The sequence below is a fragment of the Acinetobacter brisouioides genome (assembly GCF_004331075.1).
Lineage (GTDB): Bacteria > Pseudomonadota > Gammaproteobacteria > Pseudomonadales > Moraxellaceae > Acinetobacter.
Genome location: NZ_SJNX01000001.1, coordinates 526200 through 548262 on the forward strand (window position 1 = coordinate 526200; position 22063 = coordinate 548262).

Consider the following 22063-nt stretch of genomic DNA (forward strand, 5'->3'; position numbering starts at 1 on the left):
TGCTATTCCCTCAAGCCTCTGCCAAAATTTGCTCAATATGGTGCAGCAAATCTGCTTCTTGGAATGGTTTACCCATATAGTGAGTTACACCTAGGCTAAATGCACGCTCACGGTGTTTTTCACCTGTACGCGATGTAATCATGATAATTGGTAAATCACGATAAACTGCATGGTGACGCAATGTATTGGTGACTTCGAAACCATCCATACGAGGCATTTCGATATCGAGCAACATCACATCTGGCTTGATATGTTCAATTTGTTCAATTGCATCCACACCATCTTTTGCAGTCACTACATCATAACCATGACGTTCTAATAGACGCGACGTTACTTTACGTACTGTCACCGAGTCATCGACAATCATCACTAACTGACGAGCACGAGTCACTTTGGCAATATCACGACGCTGTTCAGTTAAAGCAGCTGTACGCTGAGAGCTTTGGATACGGCGCGCAATATTATGACCATCAAGAATCAGACAAACTTGACCATCACCCAAAATCGTTGCACCACCAATCACATCAATTTTTGCCAATTGCTGACCCAATGGTTTCACCACAATCTGTGCACGAGAACCGATCAATTGGTCAACCAACAAGGCAACCGTCTGGTTGTTATGACCTTTAATTAACAGTACAGGTAACGAATGTCCCACACCACTTAAACGAGGCAGTGGTTGATGCCCAACAAACTCAGAGACATAACGCAACTTATACTTTTGCCCATCAATGCCGAAGGCTTCTTCATTACCTTCAAAGTAATCTGCTAGAGCTTGTGGAGAAATTCGTACAATACGCTCAATCTGAGTCAATGGAATTGCAAACTGCTGATCAGCAACTTTCACCATTAAGGCATCACTTACTGCTACAGTTGTTGGAACACGGATAATAAATGTAGTTCCGCGACCTTGCTCAGATTGAATCGAAACGTGCCCACCGAGGGTTTTAATTTCACTTTGCACCACATCCAATCCAACACCACGACCAGAAATCTGTGTGACTTCTTTTGCCGTTGTAAAACCAGAATGGAAAATGTATTGCAAAATTTCCTGCTGACTTAGATTATGATCAGCACTAATCAAACCTAGCTGACGGGCTTTATGTTCGATCTTACTCGGATTAATTCCTCGTCCATCGTCGCGCACCTCAACCACAATATCAGAACCCTGACGGCTGATTTCGATCTCAATACGTCCTGCTTCAGACTTATGCTGTGCTAAACGTTCTTCCGCCGATTCAATACCATGGTCAATCGCGTTACGCATCATATGTTCTAACGGCGTAACCAATCGCTCCAAAATGCTTCGGTCAAGTTCAACATCTTGATTGACAATATTTAAGTTTACTGCACGATTCAAAGTTGATGACGTTTGACGGACAAGACGTTGTAAACGACTTAAAATACGCGAGAATGGTACGAGACGTACACGCATCAAGCCATCTTGCATTTCTGCCTGAATACGGGACTGTTGCAACAGTAACGCTTCTGCATCACGAACTTTATCAGCTAATGTCACTTTAAAGTCGATCAAATCCGATGCAGATTCCGCCAATGATTTAGACAATTGATTCAAAGATGAATATTGGTCCATCTCCAAGGGGTCGAAATCAGCATAACGGGAATTTTCCATCCCATGCTTGGCAATAATCTGGGTTTCAAGTTCACCTTCCATTCGGCGCAGCTGATCAGACAAACGCTGAATTGCCAGCTCCATTTCATTGAGCGTGATGGTGAACTGACTGATACCCATTTCAATACGTGAACGGTTAATCGCATTTTCACCTGTCAAGTTGATCATTGTCTCAACCAGACCTGCAGAAATACGAATCATCTCATTAGCTTGATCTGTAGTATCTTCAGTATCCCATTCACCCAGCATTGAAGGAGGTTCTGTACCATCGCCTTCAATAAAGCCAGCAAATGGATTATTCGCGAAATCAAGATGGCTCGAAACTTGCTGCGGTAATTGTACAGAGACATCAATAAACTCAATAGAGGTCAACTGCTGTTTCAGAGTCTCTAGACCATCATATTGATTGGATTGAATCGCCTGCTGTAACCATGCAACAATTTTTAGCAATAAGCCATCGTACACATTTGAACTAAACTGGCGTAATGCAAATTGTTCAAATGTATTTTCCAATGCCGTTGTAATATCAATGACAGGTTGAACCCCTGCCATACGTGCAGCACCCTTAATAGTGTGTGTATCACGTTGCAATTCAAGCAGTAAACTACGGTTGGTACGCTCATCAAACCAACGCTGCAACCGCGTCTGAATTTTTTGAATAAGCTCTTGAGTTTCTTCAAAAAAGCTTTGTTGAATCAATGCTTGCAATTCAACAGCCTGATCTACATTTTCAGGCTCATCAGCAATAGACTCAACAATAACTGGTTCTGAAGTCGCTTTCGCTTCAACTGTAGCAAGCTCGTGTAAAACCTGTAGCGTCGCTGTTGCTGGGTAATCAATTCCTTTTTGCTGAATCACTTCAACACGTTCAGCAATCTGATCTTGTGCTAGACGTAAGACTGCAAGCAAATACTCGGTTGGCTGTAATTGCTGATAAATCAGTTTTTCATAAACAGTTTCTAGCTCATGGGCAATTAAACCGATCTGAGTCGCCTGAATCATATTTGCACCACCTTTAAGGGTATGCAAATGACGCATCAAGACATTCAGATATTCAGGTTTATAATTTTCATGCAAATATGCATTAAAGTCATGATCAAGTTGTACCAGTAAATCTTCCGCTTCATCTAAGAAAATCAGATTCAGGTCAGTATCTGGCAGGCTATTTACTTGCGCGCTTTCAACTGCAAGATGATCACTAAAGATACGCTGTGCAACACGGTTAATTGGATCATTTACATTAATCGCTGGTTCAGCTAAGGCTGGTGCAGGAGTTTCAACCACAATCGGCTCAACAAGTGCGCTGCTGGCTTGACTGAGACTTGATTTTAATAACTCATGCAAGACTTGCACTGTTGCTGTCGCAGAATAATCACTTTGTGATTGACGCACTAAGTCAATGCGATCCGCAATAGCATCAAGCACCAAACGCAATACTGTCACCAGTTTCGGCGATGTTTGTAATTGCTTATTAATCAGACGTTCAAAAATTGTTTCCAGCTCATGCGCAATCAAACCAATATTTTTGGCTTGTACCATATTGGCACTGCCTTTCAATGTATGCAAATAACGCATCAAATGGTTCAATGCTTTAATGTGTTCAGGTTCCTGCTGATACACATTAAATGAATGATCAATCTGTGCTAACAGGTCATCAGCTTCATCTAGGAATACATCTAGAAGCTCTTGATCATCAAGAACTGCTACTGCACCGCGAGCCAAAGCCTGTTGATCTTTTGCCAATCGCTGTACATAGCTTGATAAATCAAAGCTTGTTTCACTTGGTGTTACTTGCTCTGGTTGCTGTTGTAACCAATCCAGCAAATCATTCAAGACATGTTCTGTCTGGTTTGACAAATAAACCGTTTGTCCCGTTGCAAGCAAGTCAAAGTAATGAATCAACTCTTGATGAGCATCATCAAATAGCTCAAAAGTATAGTCAGAATCCAACAACCATGGTTTATCTAAAACAACCTGATAGCAAGATTTCAACTTATCTGCTAACTGAGGTAACGCGAGTGTTGAAAATTTATCAGTATACTCGCTAAGAATAGTGGCTTCTTGGATTAGAGCTGCAAGATAGTGTGTAGGGTCATCTTGAATAGATTTTTCAAAGTCATGTTCAGCATCTAGCAAATGATCAATATTCAATGCCATGATGTCATTGATTAAACCACTAATATTTAATGCTTCTTTAGTATGCTGCTGATTTTCTTGGTAGTCATGCCAAATGCATTCAAATTCTTCAGCTGCACGGATGCCCTGTTCAATCGTTTCCTGTTTCAGATCGGTCAAATACGTCGTGATAAACTTAGAGAAGTTCACTAGTAGATCTGTTTCAGCATCTGTTAAAGATTTCTCTTTTTGTAAATGTGCCTTTAACGCATGTTCAACATTGGCACTCGCTTGAAAAATTGGCTCAATATGTGCCATGCCTGAACTACCTTTTAAGGTATGTAAAGCACGAATTAACGCATCAATCTGTTTTTCAGATGGATCAAGCTGTTGCAAAAATTGATTAATCGTATCTAAATGTTCTAATGCCTCTTCCAAATAAATTGTTAAGGTTTCAGAAAATACGATTTCCTCTTTAGCATGTACAGAAACTGGTCGTTCAATCAGGTCAACAGCAACCAACTCCTCAACAGGCAAGGCAATATCAACCACAATGTCTTTAGTTTCAGGTTGCTTAGCATCAACCAGCTCAAGCCCTGTAACATCGGCTTCGCTGTGTAAATTTGCTGTGACAGTCAAAAGATCTTGCAAGGCAGCATCTGGAGTTTGCTGTTGCTGTAACTGTTGCCCAAGCAATACTAATGGGCGCAAGTCCAAAGCTAAGGCTTGCTGCTGCTGCAATAACGGATAAAGTTTATATTGAAAAACCCGAAAGCATGCCAAAGTAAATTGCTGAATCTGAGCAGAGAAATCTACACTTTTTGCCATGACTCGATTGAGTAGATCTTCACTTGTCCACGCCAGTTCACCTGCTTGATAAGCCCCAACCATTCGCCCAGACCCTTTTAAAGTATGGAAATGACGGCGAATGTCTTTTAAATACTCTTCATTATTAGCATCTGTTAACCACAATGGAAATAGATGCTCAAATTCAGCCAAGATTTCCTGAAGTTCTTCAACAAAGATCTCTAAAATCTCAGCATCTTGTTCTAAATAGCCGTCTTCAGGCAACGAGATCGTTGTTACCAAATTTTTTAGTATTTCTTTCATCGCTCAAACTTCTTCTGTTTAGCTTGATATTGTTGAGCGCAAGCTAGAGACATCTAGCTACTGCGGTTGCTCCAAGGGTTTCTCATTCGTAAACAAGAAACCCTTTCAACAGACAAAAGTTATTTATTCAGGTAACTTAAAGTCTGTTACAGATTCACGGAGTGACTCCGCCATATGTGCCAACTCAGAAACAGATCGCGCTGTATCAAAGCTTGAAGTCGTTGTTTGTGATGTAATGTCTTGTACAACGTTCATCGTATTGGCAATGTGACTTGCAGATGCAGACTGCAATTGTGCAGCATTTGAAATGTTGTCAATCAACTGTGCCAATGCTTTCGATACGTTTTGAATCTCATCCAAGGCAACCCCTGCATCCTTCGCCAAGTTCGCACCACGTACAACCTCGGCAGTCGTATGTTCCATGGAGATAACGGCTTCGTTGGTATCGGCCTGAATGGTTTTTACAAGGTTTTCAATCTGTTTCGTTGCAGATGCTGAACGTTCTGCAAGACGCTGGACTTCATCGGCAACCACGGCAAAACCACGACCTGCTTCACCTGCCATGGATGCTTGAATCGCTGCATTCAAAGCCAAGATGTTCGTTTGGTCGGCAATATCGTTAATCAGAGAGACGATGTTCCCAATCTCTTGAGAAGATTCACCCAAACGTTTAATACGTTTTGAGGTTTCTTGAATCTGCTCACGAATATTATCCATACCTTCAATCGAACGGTTTACAACATCTGCGCCATTCGCAGCGATGACAACCGAACGCTGCGCAACCTCAGCAGATTCTGTTGCGTTGGTAGATACCTGATCAATAGACAATGCCATTTCATTCATCGCAGCAGAAGCACCAGCAATCTCTTGTGCCTGATGTTCTGCGGCTTCAGCAAGCTGGTTGGTAATGTGCTGTGTACCTTGAGAATAACGCGCAACTTCTTGAGATGTATCATTAATTCGCGATACCAAATCACGTAACTGGTCAATCGCAAAGTTAATAGAGTCGGCAATCGCACCCGTAAAGTCTTCCGATACTGTTGCATAACTACGCAAGTCACCATCTGCCAAATCGGCGATTTCGTCAAGTAAACGTAAAATCGCATTCTGGTTACGGTCATATTCTTCTTGCAAGCTTTCCATACGGACTTTATCTGCTTCACCACGTAGGCTTAAAAGGCGATATGCGCAGTATAAGAATCCAACAAAGCTGATAATTAACAGGAATGAGAAGTAAATTGTTGCAGATGCGGCATTTGATAATTTATTTAATGATGCAAGCAAATCACCAGACTGGTTAAAGATTTGTGCTGTTGATTTCTGTACAGCTGCAACTTTAGCAGAGTTGTTGAAAAGTACTGTCGCACCCGTTTTGATTACTTGATTATACTCAGTCTGAATTTCAGTGAGCTGATCGCGTAAATCTGGATCATCAATACGTGCTACACCTAACTCCACACTACCATTTAATTGTGCATTGAGATACTTACCAAAAGTATCGGCATCTGTTTTAAAGTCATCTGCTGATTCTTTTGAGGTGTCTGATACTGATAAAATTGCATCAATTGAACGTAAAATACGCTCAGCAATCAACACTTGGTTTTTTGCAATCACCACCTGACTACTAGGCATATTACTGTGTACCATTTGGTCGACCACAGCATTATATTGCGCCTGCATACCAGGAACGACCTGACCAATTGCAACATTGGTATCGTACAATTTGTTCAGAATTTTTTCATTTTGAACGATGGTATCAATATTTTTTGAAGTTTGCGCCCATTGATCTTCAACTTTCTTTAAATTGTCGACACGGCTATGGACTGTTTTTAAACTTGCCAAACTTGCATTAAATTGTTGTTGTAAGTTTTTAAGTTTTTTAACCGAGTCCTCAGAACCCGATGCCGTTGCATCGGTTGCTTGACGGGAAATCATCTGAGATAACAAGCGTAAATTACCTAAACTTTCAGTCAAGGTTTTGTTACGCGGTACACTATATGCCAGAACCAATAAAAGTACAAAAGAAACGGCTGCACACACCAAACCCATTTGAATAAATGGTTTTGCACGCTCACGGTCACCAAATGTGTCCGAAGTCGCATCAAGCGTGTCTTTTATCTTACGAACAAAGCCCTCATCATTATTTAAGATTTGGTCTGTTGTTGTACCTTTTAATTTATCAAAAAAGCCCATCCAGCTTCTCCCCAGAATCGCAATATTTAAGCGATGTAATCATTTATTACTTTATCGCGGCATTCATATATTCAGTATCTTTCAGCATTCGGCTGAATAAGAAAATATTCCAGTCTCGTTGGTGTTGGCTAAAATAGCCTTGACAGTATTTTTGGAGCCGTTGATCTAAAGATCTATTACTTGAAAAGAAACTTCTTTTATTGAAATGTTGAATACCAAGCACTCTATCTACAGCCAAGCCTAGATATTGGTCTTGATGACTAATACATAATACTTTTTGTTGGCTTGGGTTTTGACTCGGCTCACCTGAAAAGTATTCAGGCAAATCGGTAATTGAAAGAAGTCGACCACGAATATTTGCCAATCCCTTTAGCCATGAATGGCTATTGGGAATAAAGGTATAATGTGGATAGTAAATAACTTCTGATACTTCACCGAGTGGGGCAACGAAGAATTGCCCCAACATTTCAAACGCAATACCTGACCATCGATTTACTTCATTTTCGCTTGAGGTATAGTTTTTATTTCCCCGTTTTGCTAAGCGAAGTAATTCGATAAAACCATTTGCAGCCATAGCTTATCCCGCATTAAGATATTGTTTTATTACTTCGATTAATGCTTCTTCTTCCACAGGTTTTGTTAAATAATCACGTGCGCCCTGACGTTTACCCCAAACACGGTCAGTTGCCTGATCTTTGGTACTCACAATAATAATCGGAATATGTTTAGTTTTCTCAGCACGCGTAATTTGACGGGTCGCCTGGAAACCATTAACACCGGGCATAACCACATCCATAAGAATTAAATCTGGAAGCGCAGACTCAGCCAAGGTAACGCCATCGGCGCCATTGCTTGCATCGAGTACTTCATAGCCATGCTTAGTCAAAATCTCTTTAAAACGGAAGGTTTCTGTAGGAGAGTCATCTACGATTAAAATACGTGCCATTCTTTAATTTCCCCAAAACTCTTTCTTATGCAACGTGTGTACGAATTGCATCAATCAGTTCATCTTTACTAAAAGGTTTAGTCAGATATTGATCCGAACCCACAATACGGCCTTTTGCCTGATCAAACAAGCTATCTTTACTCGACAACATGATAATTGGAATATTTTGATATTGTTGTGAATTTTTGATTAAAGCGCAGGTTTGGTAACCATCTAAACGAGGCATCATAATATCAACGAACACAATGTCTGGATTTGTTTCAGCAATTTTTGACAATGCTTCAAATCCATCTACTGCAGTCACAACCTCATATCCTTCACGTTGTAAAAGCGTTTCAGCTGTACGGCGAATGGTTTTTGAATCATCAATTACCATAACTTTTAAATTTTTTGGGTTATCTTCTTGCATTTAATGATCCCTTCCCATTGAAACAATGAAAATCAGCAGTATATAGATGGGTTTTCACAGTTATTTACAGATATTAAACATCTATTTTATTGCTTTTTCAACGAAGCTTTTCTGCTACTTTGCCAGCTTTTGGTGATGCAGCCAACAAATTATTAACTTTTAGCTGATTAGTCTACCTTTTTTTCATTAAAAACTTAAATTTAGTCTTGAGTCAGGTAAAACCCTTAGCAGATAATATGACCGCTATGAATAAAAATTTGATTATCTTTTTCAATTTTCGGGAACATCATGACATTTAACCAACTAAAATTGCTAAAAATAATCATCTATATTTTTATACTATGTTCAATTTCTTCTCTCACACTTGCCGATAACTCTCCCACGCCTGCCTGGTATCGTTACTATGATCGTCACGGCGTTGCCACGATTAGTTCTTCCGTTTCTTCTGCTCATATTCAACAGGGCTATGATGTTCTTGATCGTAGAATGCAAATCATTCGCCATGTTCCTGCTTTTAGTGCTGAACGGTCACAGCAAAATGCTCAGTCCTATGGCGTAAAGTCCCAACAGCATGAGGCCGATCTTCGGCTCAAACAGGCATATAGTTCTAGCCGAACGGCTGAGTTAAAAAAACAAGAAGCATTAAAAGCGATTAAAATCCAAATCAATATTCAACAAAACCACACCAAAGATACCTACCAAGAGCAAGTGTCACTACGTCGTGAAGAACTGCAATATATACGTCAAGGCAAGCCTGTACCTGCTGCACTCAAAAATCGCATTCAACAAAATGATCAGGCGATAAACCACAGCAAAAATACAATTCTAGATTTGCAAAATAATTATCGGGATACTCAGCTCAAATATGACAAGATTATCTCTCGTTTAAAATTAGTGGAATAATCCTGTAAGATTCATGTCATAATTTTTCACTTCAAATGCTTCGCTCATTTTGAGCTGTTTTTATCGTATAATTTTTTCACCTTAAAGTATCAGGACAACCTCCATGCGCGCGAGTCGCTTTTTATTTGCAACGTTAAGAGAAACCCCAAACGATGCGGAAGTTATTTCGCACCAGTTAATGCTTCGTGCTGGCATGATTCGTAAATTGGCATCAGGTTTATACACTTGGCTTCCAATGGGTAAACGTGTGCTAAATAAAGTTGAAGCAATTGTGCGCGAAGAAATGAATCGTTCTCATGCTTTAGAAGTGTTTATGCCGGTGACTCAGCCTGCTAGCCTTTGGGAAGAATCTGGCCGCTATGTGCAATATGGTCCTGAATTACTCCGTTTTAAAGATCGTCATGGCAATCCGTTTGTACTTGGCCCAACGCACGAAGAAGTCATTACCGACTTGGCTCGTAATGAATTAAAAAGCTACAAACAACTGCCGATCAATTTCTATCAGATTCAAACCAAGTTTCGTGATGAAATACGTCCCCGCTTTGGTGTAATGCGTTCACGCGAATTTGTGATGAAAGATGCTTATTCGTTCCATATCGATCAAGCTTCTTTACAAGAAACTTATGATGTGATGTATGACACTTATTGCCGTATCTTCACGCGCTTAGGCTTAAATTTCCGCCCAGTACAAGCAGATACAGGCTCAATTGGCGGTTCAGGTTCACATGAATTCCATGTACTTGCAGAAAGTGGTGAAGACGATATCGTATTTTCAACTGAATCTGACTATGCAGCCAATGTTGAAAAAGCCGAAGCGATATTGGTGGGTGAACGTAAAGCACCTGCTCAAGAACTGCAAGTGGTTGATACTCCAAATACCAAAACCATTGCAGATGTGTGTGCTTTCTTAAAATCAGATCCAAAACAATCCGTGAAAGCGCTTTTGGTTCAAGGTATTGCACAAGAAGATGGAAATGTTCCTGTCGTGGCACTATTCCTGCGTGGCGATCATGAGCTGAATGAAATCAAAGCTGAAAAACACCCGCAAATTACTGCTCCACTGACTTTTGCCACTGAAGCTCAATTGCAACAATATGGTTTAACTGCTGGTTTCACAGGTCCACAAGGTTTAGTTGAAAAAGGTTTAACTGTAATTGTAGATCGCGCTGCGTCAGTATTGTCTGACTTTGTTGCAGGTGCAAATCAGGTTGATCAACATGCCACTGGGGTGAACTGGGAACGTGATGCTCAAATCAGTGAAGTTTACGACCTGCGTAATGTTGTAGAAGGTGACCCATCTCCAGATGGTAAAGGCGTTTTACAAATTAAACGTGGTATTGAAGTCGGTCATATCTTCCAGTTGGGTCAAAAATACTCTGAAGCGTTAGGCTGTAAGGTTCTAGGTGAAGATGGCAAACCTCTCACCGTTACTATGGGCTGTTACGGTATTGGGGTTACCCGTGTGGTGGCTTCTGCAATCGAGCAAAACTACGATGACAAAGGGATTATTTGGCCTTCTGCAATTGCACCATTTGAAGTGGCAATTGTACCAATGAATGCACACAAATCACCACGCACGCTAGAAGCAGCCGAAGCCTTATATGCAGAATTACAAGCACAAAGTTTTGATGTTTTATTGGATGATCGTAATGAGCGCCCAGGTGTAAAATTCTCAGATCTTGAGCTAGTGGGTATTCCACATCGTATTGTAATTGGTGAAAAAGGCTTAGACGCAGGTACTTTTGAATACAAAGGCCGCCGTGATGCTGAATCAGTCAATATCACAAAAGATGAGTTACTTGCAAAATTGAGTGGCTAATTCGGCCCCATAAAAAATCCCGCCAAGCTGCGGGATTTTTTTATGTCTTGCCATCAGCTCACTGAATTAAGCTTTTGGCAATGTCACACCTTGCTGACCTTGGTACTTACCACCACGGTCTTTATAAGAAGTTTCGCACACTTCATCAGATTCGAAGAACAACATCTGTGCAACGCCTTCACCCGCATAAATACGTGCAGGCAAGTTTGTGGTATTGGAAAATTCCAAAGTCACATGCCCTTCCCACTCAGGTTCAAGTGGCGTGACATTCACAATAATACCGCAACGCGCATACGTTGACTTACCTAAGCATACGGTCAGGACACTACGCGGAATGCGAAAATATTCAACGGTACGGGCTAGAGCAAACGAATTTGGCGGGATAATACATACATCAGATTCAATGTCGATAAAGCTTTTATCATCAAAGTTCTTAGGGTCGACAATTGCAGAATGTACATTGGTAAAGACTTTAAATTCGCGCGCACAGCGAACATCATAACCGTAACTAGATACACCGTAAGAAATTAACTTCTCACCTTGTTCATTATAGCGAACCTGATTGGGTGCAAACGGTTCGATCATACCGTGTTGCTCACTCATTTCGCGAATCCAACGATCAGACTTAATGGCCATGTAGCTATTCCAAAATCATAAATCAATCTATCAATATTGGGCTGTACTTTAACTGAATTTAACGATTTTGACCATGATCAAAACTCAATATAAACGAATCAGAGCTGAATAACTCAGAGGAACAGAAAAAGACATCAGAATTAAAGAAGCAGTACGCTGCAAATTACAAGGGTTTAGCCAAGAAATTTTATTTTTGGTGAGATAAGTGCCTAGCAAAATCCAACAAAAAGCGATCGGGACAATGAGTAATAAAAACACCCCAATATGTAATAGGTAAAGCACTGTACTATGCCAGACTACTTTAGGAAAAATTACCGATGCAAACACCAAACCTTTGGGATTAAATAAGGTTGCAACAAATAATTCTCTAGGCTGAATAATTGACTGTTGTAGATCTAAATCATGGTTGGCAGTTTTCCATAGCTTAACTGCCAAATACAACATATAACTCGCACTCAAAAGCTGTAGCAATTTCGGTAATAATGGTAAGCGCTGCTCGACAAAACTAATCAGAATGCCCCACAACGTAATCGCAATCAGATAACCCAATGTTTCTGCTGGAATAAGTTTTAATGATGTTTTTAGTCCTGCCCGAATACCCGAAGAAGCCAATAAAGTGTTGGTTGGACCAGGTGTAAACAAAATTGTAATTACAGAACCGAGAAATAACCAAGATATCATCCACTGACCTCCAAAGTTGATCGTCGCCAAAGTATGGCATTTTGCCAATCAAGGCAAAAAAGTAATTGTAACCATTTTTAAATAAATAAAATATATTTTATATTATCAATAACTTAAATAAATCAAATTAGACCATGGGCGCCTATACAGATCAACCGAAATGATCAAAATAGCCAATACAGACGGATTCTATGCTATTTTATAATGTATATTGCATATCGTTTTGGCAGCGCAATGTAAAAATGCAGACAATAATTAAGCTCTAGCTAAGTTTGCTTGCATAAAGTGGAAATGACCCAATATAAATTATTGAGTGATGTTGAATCGATTAAATTTGAGCATGTATGGTTAAACAACTATTGCAATCTTGGTTGCCTTCGCCCGAACGAGTTTCCTCTATGAAAATGATGAAATTGTTTGGTAAGCATACGGCCAACCCTGTGCTGTGGTATGTCAACCGCAAATCGATCTGTAAAGCGATTTTTATTGGTTCATTCTTCGGCTTACTTCCTATTCCTTTTCATAGCATATTCATTGTTCTTGCTGTATTGCTCCTCGAAATTAATTTGCCCGTCAGCTTAGCTTTGGCATGGTTGAGCAACCCATTTACACTAGTTCCCATTTTATATACTGGATTTTGGTTCGGGGCTAGAATCTATCAGGTACACATGATCGACAAAGCCATGTTGATGGGCGTCATGCACCAGCTTGTGAACTGGATTGAGCATTTTGGACATGGGCATATTGATTTTAGTTTAGCCAAAATCCTTCTGACAGGTTTGATTGTTGAAGCATTACTGGTCGCTATCGTTCTCTATATCGTAACGCTCGTACTTTGGCGTTGGAGCGTGATTCGCACTTGGCATAAACGCCACAATAAATCCCAACTTTAATTTTTCTACAATTCCGCTAAATAATGCTGCACAACTTTAAATACAAAGTCCTGACATGCCTGTCCTGTTTCTGCATTATAAGCTTGCTGATTGGTTAAATTATTGGAGATGACTCGTATCGCCAAAAAAGGCACCTGAAACTGGGCAGCAACTTGTGCCACAGAAGCACCTTCCATTTCTTCAGTGACTGTGCCATAAGCCTCTCGAAAAAAAGCAATTCGATCTAGTTCATTATTCCAGACATCTGCCGAACCAATGATACCTTCTACCACTTGCCCAGCCGTATAGTGTTGCCGAACGTTCTGTGCCGCAGCAAGTAATGCAGGGTCTGCATAAAAATGTCGAATCGCAATCGGTTCAGGATCTGTTTCATCTTCTGCTAAAACATCAAAGGCTTCTCGCCACGCTAAAGCATCAGCACCTTCACCAAGTGCTTTTTTGGGTGTTTTAAATGCACCAATATTACAAACAGCTCGCCCAAGCACGAGATCAAATACATTTAATGCAGGATCATGCCCACCCGATGTTCCCTGATTAATAATGGCACAGGGCTGATATTTCAAAATCGCAATTGCCGTTGCTGCAGCAGAATTGGTCATCCCCATACGGGTTTTGGAAATAATCACTGGCAAGCCTTGATAATGCCCCTTCCAAAACACCCAACCACCGACAGTTTCCATTTCAACATGGGTCAATTGACTGGCAAGGTGTTCACATTCGACTGGAAGCGCACCTTGAATAATCAGTGGATATCGCATCGCAATCCCTCCATTAAAAAAGCCCGATGCAAACATCAGGCTTCAAGCGATTAAAAAATACGATTTTGATCTTTATCAGTTTTTGGTAATTTTTCAATGCATTTTAAAAGTTGCTCGGCAATCGCCATATAACTGTCATGGGCATCATCCATCGCCACTACACTTGGTTCACCTTTATCGGCATTTTCACGAATTTGCGCATTTAAAGGCAAACGCCCCAAGAGTGGAATATGATATTGCTCAGAAATTTTATCACCACCACCAACCCCAAAAATCCGCTCTTCAAAACCACAGTTTGAACAGATATGCGTTGACATGTTTTCAACCACGCCCAATACAGGAATCTGCATACGGTTGAATAACTCAATTCCTTTGGTCGCATCGAGTAGCGCAACATTTTGCGGAGTTGTCACAATTACTGCGCCAGAGACTGGAATGCGCTGTGCTAAAGTGAGTTGAATATCACCTGTTCCTGGTGGCATATCAATCATCAATACATCGAGTTCAGGCCACAAGGTTTGGTTAAACAGTTGCATTAAAGCACCCGTTGCTTTTGGCCCACGCCAAGCGACTGGCGTATTATTGTCCCCTGTTAAATGCCCAATCGACAACACTGGCATTCCATAAGCATCTAAAGGTACAAACTGTTCATTTTCAATCAGTGGAGTTTGCCCAGCATTGCCCAGCATTGTTGGAATACTTGGCCCATAAATATCGGCATCCAGTACACCCACCTTTAAGCCGAGTTTTTGCAACCCCAACGCCAGATTGACGGTTGTCGTCGATTTTCCTACACCACCTTTACCAGAAGACACCAAAATCACATGTTGAATACGTGGATGCTTCGGTACATCGCGCTGTTGTGGTGCAGCTTTTTGAATCGGAGGATTATTTGGGTCTGCTTCTACTGGCTCAGGTTTTGCCGAGGCATCGACTACAGGGGGTAAATTGCCCGCTTCAGTTTTGGGTTGTGATGAACAGCTATGCTCTGATTCACCATGCTGCTGACTGCCACAACCACTTGCAGCTTGCCCTGTTTTTTGCTGAATCACATGTAAATTCAGTTCCTGAATGCCACATTTTTCGAGGGCATCTGCCAGTTCATCATGAATTTGCTGTAATTGTTCAGCTTCGCTCGGGTGTGTGTTGATGGTGAGTTGTAAAATCTGGCCTTGTAAATTGACCTGACTAATCCGATCTTTGAGTAAATTTTCAGAATTTGGCAAACAGTAATTTTGGAGGACTTTCTGGATCTCTTCTTCTTTGACCTCTTGTGACGGGGCAAATTTTGCTTTTAACGAAGAAAACCAAGACATGTTTGACTCCAACAGGAAAGATAATGGGTTTAGTTTAACTGTAATTGCAGATAAGTTTAAGTCAACTTTATTGATAGCCATGATCAATATGACTGGTAAAAAGTCGAAGATTTTATTTCAGGTTTTAAGGTGATGATTTCGCTTAATCTTTAATTTGAAAAGAATTCACCGCCTAGATCAATAAAGTTCTATATACTCACGCACAGTCCTCACCAAATGCGCAGACAAAGCGTTGCTTTGTTTTCCCGCGCTCAGGTACAATCTTTTGCTTGTAAATACGAATGAGAGAACAACTTCCGTGCGTAAAATTTTAGTCACAAATGCCCTTCCTTATGCCAATGGTCCAATTCATATGGGTCACTTACTCGGTTATATCCAAGCAGATATATGGGTTCGTGCCATGCGTGCATTAGGTCATGAAGTGACTTATGTCTGTGCGGATGATGCTCATGGTACTGCCATCATGCTACGTGCCGAGGCCAATGGCATTACCCCAGAACAACAAATTGCCAATGTACAAAAAGAACATGAACGTGATTTTGCAGGTTTTGGCATTAGCTTTGACCACTATGACTCAACCCATAGCGACACCAACAAAGCACGCTCTCAAGAAATTTATGTCAAAAACCGTGAAGCAGGCAACATCGCGATTCGCCCTGTCAGCCAGTTATTTGACCCAGAAAAACAAATGTTCCTGTCTGACCGATTTATTAAAGGCACATGCCCAAAATGTAAAGCGGAAGACCAGTATGGCGACTCATGTGAAGTCTGCGGTACAACTTATAACGCAACTGAACTGCTCAACCCACGTTCTACGCTAAGTGGAGCAACGCCTGTTGAAAAGTCATCTGACCATTATTTCTTTAAGCTGCCAAATTTCTCAGAATATTTGCAGCAATGGACACGTGACCAAGGTCGTTTGCCTGTTTCAATTGCCAACAAACTGGATGAATGGTTCGAAGCAGGTTTAGCCGATTGGGATATTTCGCGTGATGCGCCGTATTTCGGTTTTGAAATTCCAGATGCGCCGAACAAATACTTCTATGTCTGGGTGGATGCACCAATTGGTTATATGTCGAGTTTTGAAAACTACATTAAAACCAAACGCCCAGACTTAAACTTCAATGACTACTGGAAAAAAGACAGTGAAAATGAAGTTTATCACTTCATTGGCAAAGACATTGTTTACTTCCATGCGTTGTTCTGGCCTGCAATGCTGAAAGGCGCCAACTACCGCACACCAACAGGTTTATTCGTGAATGGTTTCTTGACTGTCAATGGTCAGAAAATGTCGAAATCACGTGGCACATTCATTAAAGCTGAGACCTATTTACAGCATTTAAACCCTGAATATTTACGTTACTACTTTGCATCAAAACTTTCCGATAAAGTTGAAGATTCAGATTTGAACTTGGATGACTTCATTCAAAAAGTGAACTCTGACCTTGTGGGTAAAGTGGTGAATATTGCCAGCCGTTGTGCGAAGTTTATTAACACCAAATTTGACAATACCTTATCTAATGAATGCGCCGAATCTGATTTAGTACAAAGCTTTATTGATGCAGGTGACTCAATTGCCAAGGCTTATGAAGCACGCGAGTTTTCAGCCGCGATTCGTGAAATCATGGCATTGGCTGACCGTGCTAACCAATATATCGATGAGAAAAAACCGTGGGCTTTGGCGAAGCAAGAAGGTCAAGAACAACAAGTGCATGATGTCTGCTCTGTCGGGATTAACTTGTTCCGTCAATTGGCAGTTTACCTTGCACCAGTCTTGCCTGAATTGGCGAATCAAGTGCAAGCGTTCTTAAAACTCGACAGCTTTAACTTTGAATCACGTAAAACAATTTTAGTTGGGCATGAAATTGCAGATTTCCAACCACTCATGCAACGTGTTGATCCAAAAGCAGTTGCAGCGATGGTGGATGCATCTAAAGAATCTTTAGGTGCGCCTGCAGCTGAACCAGCAAAAGCTGAAAAGAAAAAAGAAAAAGCTAAAGAGAAAAAAGCTGAACCGAAAATTGGTGAAGCAGACATCATCGGCATTGAAGATTTTATCAAGATCGACCTTCGTGTAGCAAAAGTTTTGGAAGCTGCAACCGTTGAAGGTTCGGACAAACTTCTTCAACTGACTTTAGATGCTGGCGAAGCTGAACCACGTAACGTATTTAGTGGTATTCGTGAGTTTTATGCACCTGAAGACCTGAAAGATAAGCTGGTTGTATTGGTTGCCAACCTTACACCACGCAAAATGCGTTTTGGTATTTCTAACGGTATGGTTCTAGCAGCGGGTAATGGCGAAGGGGTTTGGGTGATTTCACCTGAATCTGGCGCGAAACCAGGTGATAAAGTGTCTTAAGATTAAGTTCTTAAAAGAAAAGCCTCTACTGATGTAGGGGCTTTTTATTTTCTCACTCCACCGCTCCCTAAAGAAGCAGGAGTTTTGGATAGGTTTTAAGTTACTTTTGTACAAGCAAAATTAAGTTTGTTTATAGATTAATTAACCACAAAGTGTATTATTGAAATAAATCAAATTATTTAATAACTAGATAACAATGAAGCATTTCTTAGTTCATAACTGTAATTTCTGTGGTGCAAAAAACATCCGTTTTGATGTTCTTACTACTACAATGCATCAATCACCATATGATTCTAGTGCCACTTATTGGCAAGCTTTTTGCCAATGTAGTCATTGTAAAAAGGGCTGCGTTCTAGCTATTCATGGAGGACCTAATTTTCATATTTTAAATAGAATAACTCATATTGAATCTTACCCGAATTTATGCATCTTGGATAAAACCAATATCAGTGACCATTTCAAAATTTTTAAAATTATTATTCCCCCGAATACAAAGCAGGTGGAATGTCCTAAATATGTTCCTGAAAATATCCAAAATATTTTCGATGAAGCTACAAAATGTCTATCAGTTAATTGTTATGTCGCAAGTGGTGCAATGTTTCGGCTCTGTCTCGATCTCGCCAGTAAAAATTTATTAGAAAAATGGATATGTGAGAATTCATCAAATGTAAATCAGCCAAATAAAGACCAAAAAGAAAAATTATATAATCGGATTAACTTTTTAATTTCAGAAAATGTTATTCCCAAAAGACTTAAAGAGCTTGCCCATTGTATTCGATTAGATGGAAACGATTCAGCGCATGATGGAACAACAGGCGAACATGAAGCTTTAGATTGTTTAGATTTTACAGAAGCTCTATTAACTGAAATTTATACATTAACGGAACAAATAAATGAAGCCAATAGAAGAAGACTCGAACGCCGCTCTAAATCTTAAAATTTAATATTAATCCGATCACATGACCCGTGACATGGATGTCACCCGTTCGTTAGGGGCATACGGACGTGCCCTCTAACGAACAACAGGGTTTTGTTACTTTTGCCCAGTCAAAAGTAAGGGGGAAGGAACTTCTACTTAAAATAATCACTCCCCCTTTTATAAGATAAGAAATACTGCGTTTTTAGATTCATACGCATTTTCGCTTCATTTACACAAACTAAAAAAGATGAAAAATATTTTCCCACGTGCTAAAAAATAAACACCATAAATAAATCAAAAAATACACCCAAATGAAAAAACTACTCGCCTCAGCTCTACTCTGCTCAAGTTTCATCAGCCTTTCTACCTTCGCCACTTCCCCCACTGCTCCAATCGAGCAACACAAACAAGTGGCAGGCTACTACCAATATCAGTCAGGTCAAACCCAAATTACAGCACTACTTGATGGTACAAACTATATTTCACCCAGCTTATTTAAAGGGCTTTCAGAGCAACAAATCCATGAAAGCCTAAAGAAATATTATGCAGACCAAGCCAAAGGCATACAAACTTCCATCAATGCCTTTCTGGTCAATACAGATCATTCTCTGGTGTTAGTCGATAGTGGTGCTGCCAGTTGTTTTGGGTCACATTTAGGTTCGGTTTTAAGCAACTTAAAAGCATCGGGCTACAAACCTGAACAGATCAATACCATTTTGCTAACCCATCTCCACCCTGACCATGTCTGTGGGATTAGTAAAAATGGCATCGCCAATTTCCCAAATGCAACCGTCTATGTCTCAAATACCGAAGCCAATTACTGGCTTAATCCTGAACAGATCAAAAAACTTCCGCAAACACAACAGGCAGGCTATTTAGCCACCGTTGAAAAAATCAAACAGGCGATTACCCCTTATCAAGCCAAACAACGCTTTAAAACCTACAAACTGGGTGATCAGATTCAGGATTTTAAAGTGATTAGTACTCCTGGGCATACGCCAGGGCATTTTAGTTATGAACTCAAAACCTCAAATGAAACTATTGTTTTTATTGGTGATATTGTGCATTCACACACCATACAGTTCGATCATCCTGCAACAGCGATTGGCTATGATGTTGATCCTAAACAAGCTGTGGCAACGCGGTTAAAGCAATTTGCCGAGTATGCTAAAAATGGGCAAACCATTGCCGCTCCACATTTACCTTTCCCAGGAATTGGGCATATTTATTCTGCTGATGGAAAAAGTTATCAGTGGATTCCCGTACATTTTAAAGATTAAGACAAATCTCTTAGTCCTGAAATAGGTAGATACTTATTTCAGGACTGGACAAATAAAGTTACGGTTTGTTGACTGCACTTAACTGATAGTCTTGTTGATACACAGGAATACCTGCAATGCTTCGTGCATAGTAATTGGGCTGAGTTTTGATAGGCTGTTTTAGCTCACATCCTGTAAGCACAAATAAACTCATCGCTACACAGAGTATGGATATTGTCTTCATGAGCATATCCTCTTTGTTGTTTTATTCTAAATTAGCACTTTATTTGCAAAATGTTTTAAAAAATATATTTCAATTTGTGAAGAAACTTATTCTAAGATACTTAAAATCAGCAATAAAAAGATCAGCTTATTTTTAATATTAAATATCTTTAAGAAGAGCTTATATTCATCATAAAGCCTTTCATCTTATCTTCAGATGATGGATACATTCATCTTACTCCCTAAAGCAAATTTATTTATTGCCCACCCCTGATGATGTCAGCTGATTTTAGGCATAAAAAAAGCCTATTGATAAACAATAAGCTTTTTTTAAATTCTTGAGATTACTTCATACCAAAAATCAGTTTTAGCCCAAGCAAAGTCATCACCCCACCCGCAACGCGGTCAAAAATAGCTTTGGATTTTAAATACACTTTACGCGGTGCTTCAGCTGAAAGCACCATAGCGACCAGTGAATACCAACCTGCATCAATAAAAAAGCACAATACAGGCAAAACCACATAGTAATACGTTGGAATTTCTTTGGGTAACAAGGCAGTAAAAATACTGGCAAGGACAATCGCAATTTTAGGATTGCTGAGTTGTGTGATCAGCCCTAAACGATAGGCTTGAGCATAGCTCATTTTCTGGGCTGTATCCTGCTCAGTCTGCATTGGCTCTTTCGCATGTCGAATAATTTTAAATGCGATCCATAGCAAATACAGACCACCACACACTTTTAAAATCAAATATGCCGATGGCACAGCCAATAAAATGGCTTGCAAGCCCATGACCGCAAGTAAACCAAATAGTGCTGCACCTGTTCCAGTGCCCAAAGCCGTAAATAAGCCATGCTTCCGTGAAATTGCAATGGAGTTTTTTGCCACATAAATAAAGGTTGGACCTGGGCTAATCGCACCTAACATTAATGCGACTGCAATCGGAAAAAGCGACCACAAACTATTCACGACAGCACCCATTTACTGACCAACAAAGGCGGCTATTTTAGCAGAATTTAAGCTGTTTTTCCCAATACTAAATACATCACATCACTTTGAAATGAACCATCTGCCTGAATCTGGAAATGTTGCTTGACGGCATCAGAAACTTTGCCTTGCAAGCTCTGAATCGTTTCAACGCCACTTGCTGGAGTTTGCATGCGGCTAACCCAACTCTGAAAATCCAAATGCAATACTTGTTTTTCTACTTTCTCAACCTGAAAACCCGCATATTCAGCAAATTGCATCCATTCTTGCAAGTTGTAATTTCGCACATGACTTGGATCACGAATCATTTCAATCATTTGCAAAAAGGTGTCTAAAACAGGCTGACCATTTCCCAAAATATCCACAAAAATCACTTTGCCGTATGGTTGCAAAACACGATAAATTTCCTGCATGGCTTGCCCGACATGCTGCCAGTGATGTGCTGAATAGCGGCTAATAATGCAGTCAAAGGATTGATCCGCAAAAGGCAATTGCTCGGCTGCACCCTGTTGCCCCTGAATTTGGGTTAGACCCTTCTCTTTTGCTTGCTGGCAAACCAATTCCACCATTTCCGGGGTGACATCATAAGCAATAACCTGCTCAGTATACGGTGCAACCTGATAACTGACATGCCCCGCCCCACAGCCCAAGTCCAATATGCGTTTGAACTGGTGCTGCTGCACACATTGCTGCATTTTTACAAATTCTGCACCTTGAGCATGAACATTACTTGTTAAATAAGCATTTGATTTATTTTGATATTGATGTTGATTCACTTGATGTTGTGTATTCATTTTTTCTTCCTTCTGATTGATATAAAACACAGCATAAAGAAGATCTGATGAAATAAATAATGATGATTTATAGGTATATTTATAAAATAAAGCTATAAATTAATTAAGTTTA

The 22063-nt window shown here is 40.2% G+C and carries 18 protein-coding genes; 6 read left to right on the forward strand and 12 right to left on the reverse strand.

The window, feature by feature from the left end:
* Positions 1–10: 10 nt before the first annotated feature.
* The 5 genes from E0H77_RS02525 to pilG form a co-directional block, all read right to left on the reverse strand.
* The gene (locus E0H77_RS02525) at positions 11–4858 is read right to left on the reverse strand and encodes an Hpt domain-containing protein (RefSeq protein WP_131374734.1); all 4848 of its coding nucleotides are present in this window, start codon (positions 4856–4858) and stop codon (positions 11–13) included.
* Between the two features lie 123 nt (positions 4859–4981).
* Positions 4982–7051, reverse strand: coding sequence for a methyl-accepting chemotaxis protein (locus E0H77_RS02530; protein ID WP_131374736.1), 2070 nt, complete (start codon positions 7049–7051; stop codon positions 4982–4984).
* A gap of 46 nt (positions 7052–7097) precedes the next feature.
* Entirely contained in the window at positions 7098–7625 is a 528-nt protein-coding gene (locus E0H77_RS02535) for a chemotaxis protein CheW (protein ID WP_131312298.1), read from the reverse strand.
* Between the two features lie 3 nt (positions 7626–7628).
* Complete coding sequence (locus E0H77_RS02540; RefSeq protein ID WP_004750724.1) at positions 7629–7997, reverse strand: response regulator; 369 nt, start codon at positions 7995–7997, stop codon at positions 7629–7631.
* A 25-nt stretch (positions 7998–8022) separates the two neighbouring features.
* Positions 8023–8406 (reverse strand): twitching motility response regulator PilG, encoded by a 384-nt coding sequence (gene pilG, locus E0H77_RS02545; protein WP_004901860.1) that lies wholly within the window; start codon positions 8404–8406, stop codon positions 8023–8025.
* A 288-nt stretch (positions 8407–8694) separates the two neighbouring features.
* On the opposite strand from pilG, the gene E0H77_RS02550 reads away from it, so the two are divergent.
* Both E0H77_RS02550 and E0H77_RS02555 read left to right on the forward strand, forming a co-directional pair.
* Entirely contained in the window at positions 8695–9309 is a 615-nt protein-coding gene (locus E0H77_RS02550) for a hypothetical protein (RefSeq protein WP_131374738.1), read from the forward strand.
* 103 nt (positions 9310–9412) lie between these two features.
* Complete coding sequence (locus E0H77_RS02555) at positions 9413–11128, forward strand: proline--tRNA ligase (protein WP_131374740.1); 1716 nt, start codon at positions 9413–9415, stop codon at positions 11126–11128.
* A 66-nt stretch (positions 11129–11194) separates the two neighbouring features.
* Here E0H77_RS02555 and dcd read toward each other — a convergent pair whose 3' ends face one another.
* Both dcd and E0H77_RS02565 read right to left on the reverse strand, forming a co-directional pair.
* Entirely contained in the window at positions 11195–11764 is a 570-nt protein-coding gene (gene dcd, locus E0H77_RS02560) for a dCTP deaminase (protein ID WP_004750715.1), read from the reverse strand.
* Between the two features lie 84 nt (positions 11765–11848).
* Positions 11849–12445 carry a LysE family translocator gene (locus tag E0H77_RS02565; RefSeq protein WP_131312301.1) on the reverse strand — a complete coding sequence of 199 codons (597 nt, stop codon included), beginning with the start codon at positions 12443–12445 and terminating at the stop codon, positions 11849–11851.
* A gap of 344 nt (positions 12446–12789) precedes the next feature.
* On the opposite strand from E0H77_RS02565, the gene E0H77_RS02570 reads away from it, so the two are divergent.
* Positions 12790–13338 carry a DUF2062 domain-containing protein gene (locus E0H77_RS02570; RefSeq protein WP_131374742.1) on the forward strand — a complete coding sequence of 183 codons (549 nt, stop codon included), beginning with the start codon at positions 12790–12792 and terminating at the stop codon, positions 13336–13338.
* 5 nt (positions 13339–13343) lie between these two features.
* Here E0H77_RS02570 and E0H77_RS02575 read toward each other — a convergent pair whose 3' ends face one another.
* Both E0H77_RS02575 and apbC read right to left on the reverse strand, forming a co-directional pair.
* Complete coding sequence (locus tag E0H77_RS02575) at positions 13344–14096, reverse strand: 5'-methylthioadenosine/S-adenosylhomocysteine nucleosidase (protein WP_131374744.1); 753 nt, start codon at positions 14094–14096, stop codon at positions 13344–13346.
* A 50-nt stretch (positions 14097–14146) separates the two neighbouring features.
* A complete protein-coding gene (gene apbC / locus E0H77_RS02580) occupies positions 14147–15412 on the reverse strand; it encodes an iron-sulfur cluster carrier protein ApbC (protein WP_131374746.1) in 1266 nt (421 codons plus the stop codon).
* A 298-nt stretch (positions 15413–15710) separates the two neighbouring features.
* Here apbC and metG point away from each other — a divergent pair, with 298 nt between their 5' ends.
* From metG to E0H77_RS02595, 3 genes are all read left to right on the forward strand, one after another.
* Positions 15711–17771 carry a methionine--tRNA ligase gene (gene metG, locus E0H77_RS02585; protein WP_131374748.1) on the forward strand — a complete coding sequence of 687 codons (2061 nt, stop codon included), beginning with the start codon at positions 15711–15713 and terminating at the stop codon, positions 17769–17771.
* A 196-nt stretch (positions 17772–17967) separates the two neighbouring features.
* Entirely contained in the window at positions 17968–18708 is a 741-nt protein-coding gene (locus tag E0H77_RS02590; RefSeq protein ID WP_131374750.1) for a DUF4145 domain-containing protein, read from the forward strand.
* 293 nt (positions 18709–19001) lie between these two features.
* Complete coding sequence (locus E0H77_RS02595) at positions 19002–19970, forward strand: MBL fold metallo-hydrolase (protein WP_131374752.1); 969 nt, start codon at positions 19002–19004, stop codon at positions 19968–19970.
* Positions 19971–20028: 58 nt separating this feature from the next.
* Here E0H77_RS02595 and E0H77_RS13725 read toward each other — a convergent pair whose 3' ends face one another.
* From E0H77_RS13725 to E0H77_RS02605, 3 genes are all read right to left on the reverse strand, one after another.
* The gene (locus E0H77_RS13725) at positions 20029–20193 is read right to left on the reverse strand and encodes an NF038215 family lipoprotein (protein ID WP_165491476.1); all 165 of its coding nucleotides are present in this window, start codon (positions 20191–20193) and stop codon (positions 20029–20031) included.
* 322 nt (positions 20194–20515) lie between these two features.
* Positions 20516–21151: a LysE family translocator gene (locus E0H77_RS02600; RefSeq protein ID WP_131374754.1), complete on the reverse strand. Its 636-nt coding sequence runs from the start codon at positions 21149–21151 to the stop codon at positions 20516–20518.
* Between the two features lie 35 nt (positions 21152–21186).
* Positions 21187–21951 (reverse strand): class I SAM-dependent methyltransferase, encoded by a 765-nt coding sequence (locus tag E0H77_RS02605; RefSeq protein WP_131374756.1) that lies wholly within the window; start codon positions 21949–21951, stop codon positions 21187–21189.
* Positions 21952–22063 lie beyond the last annotated feature (112 nt).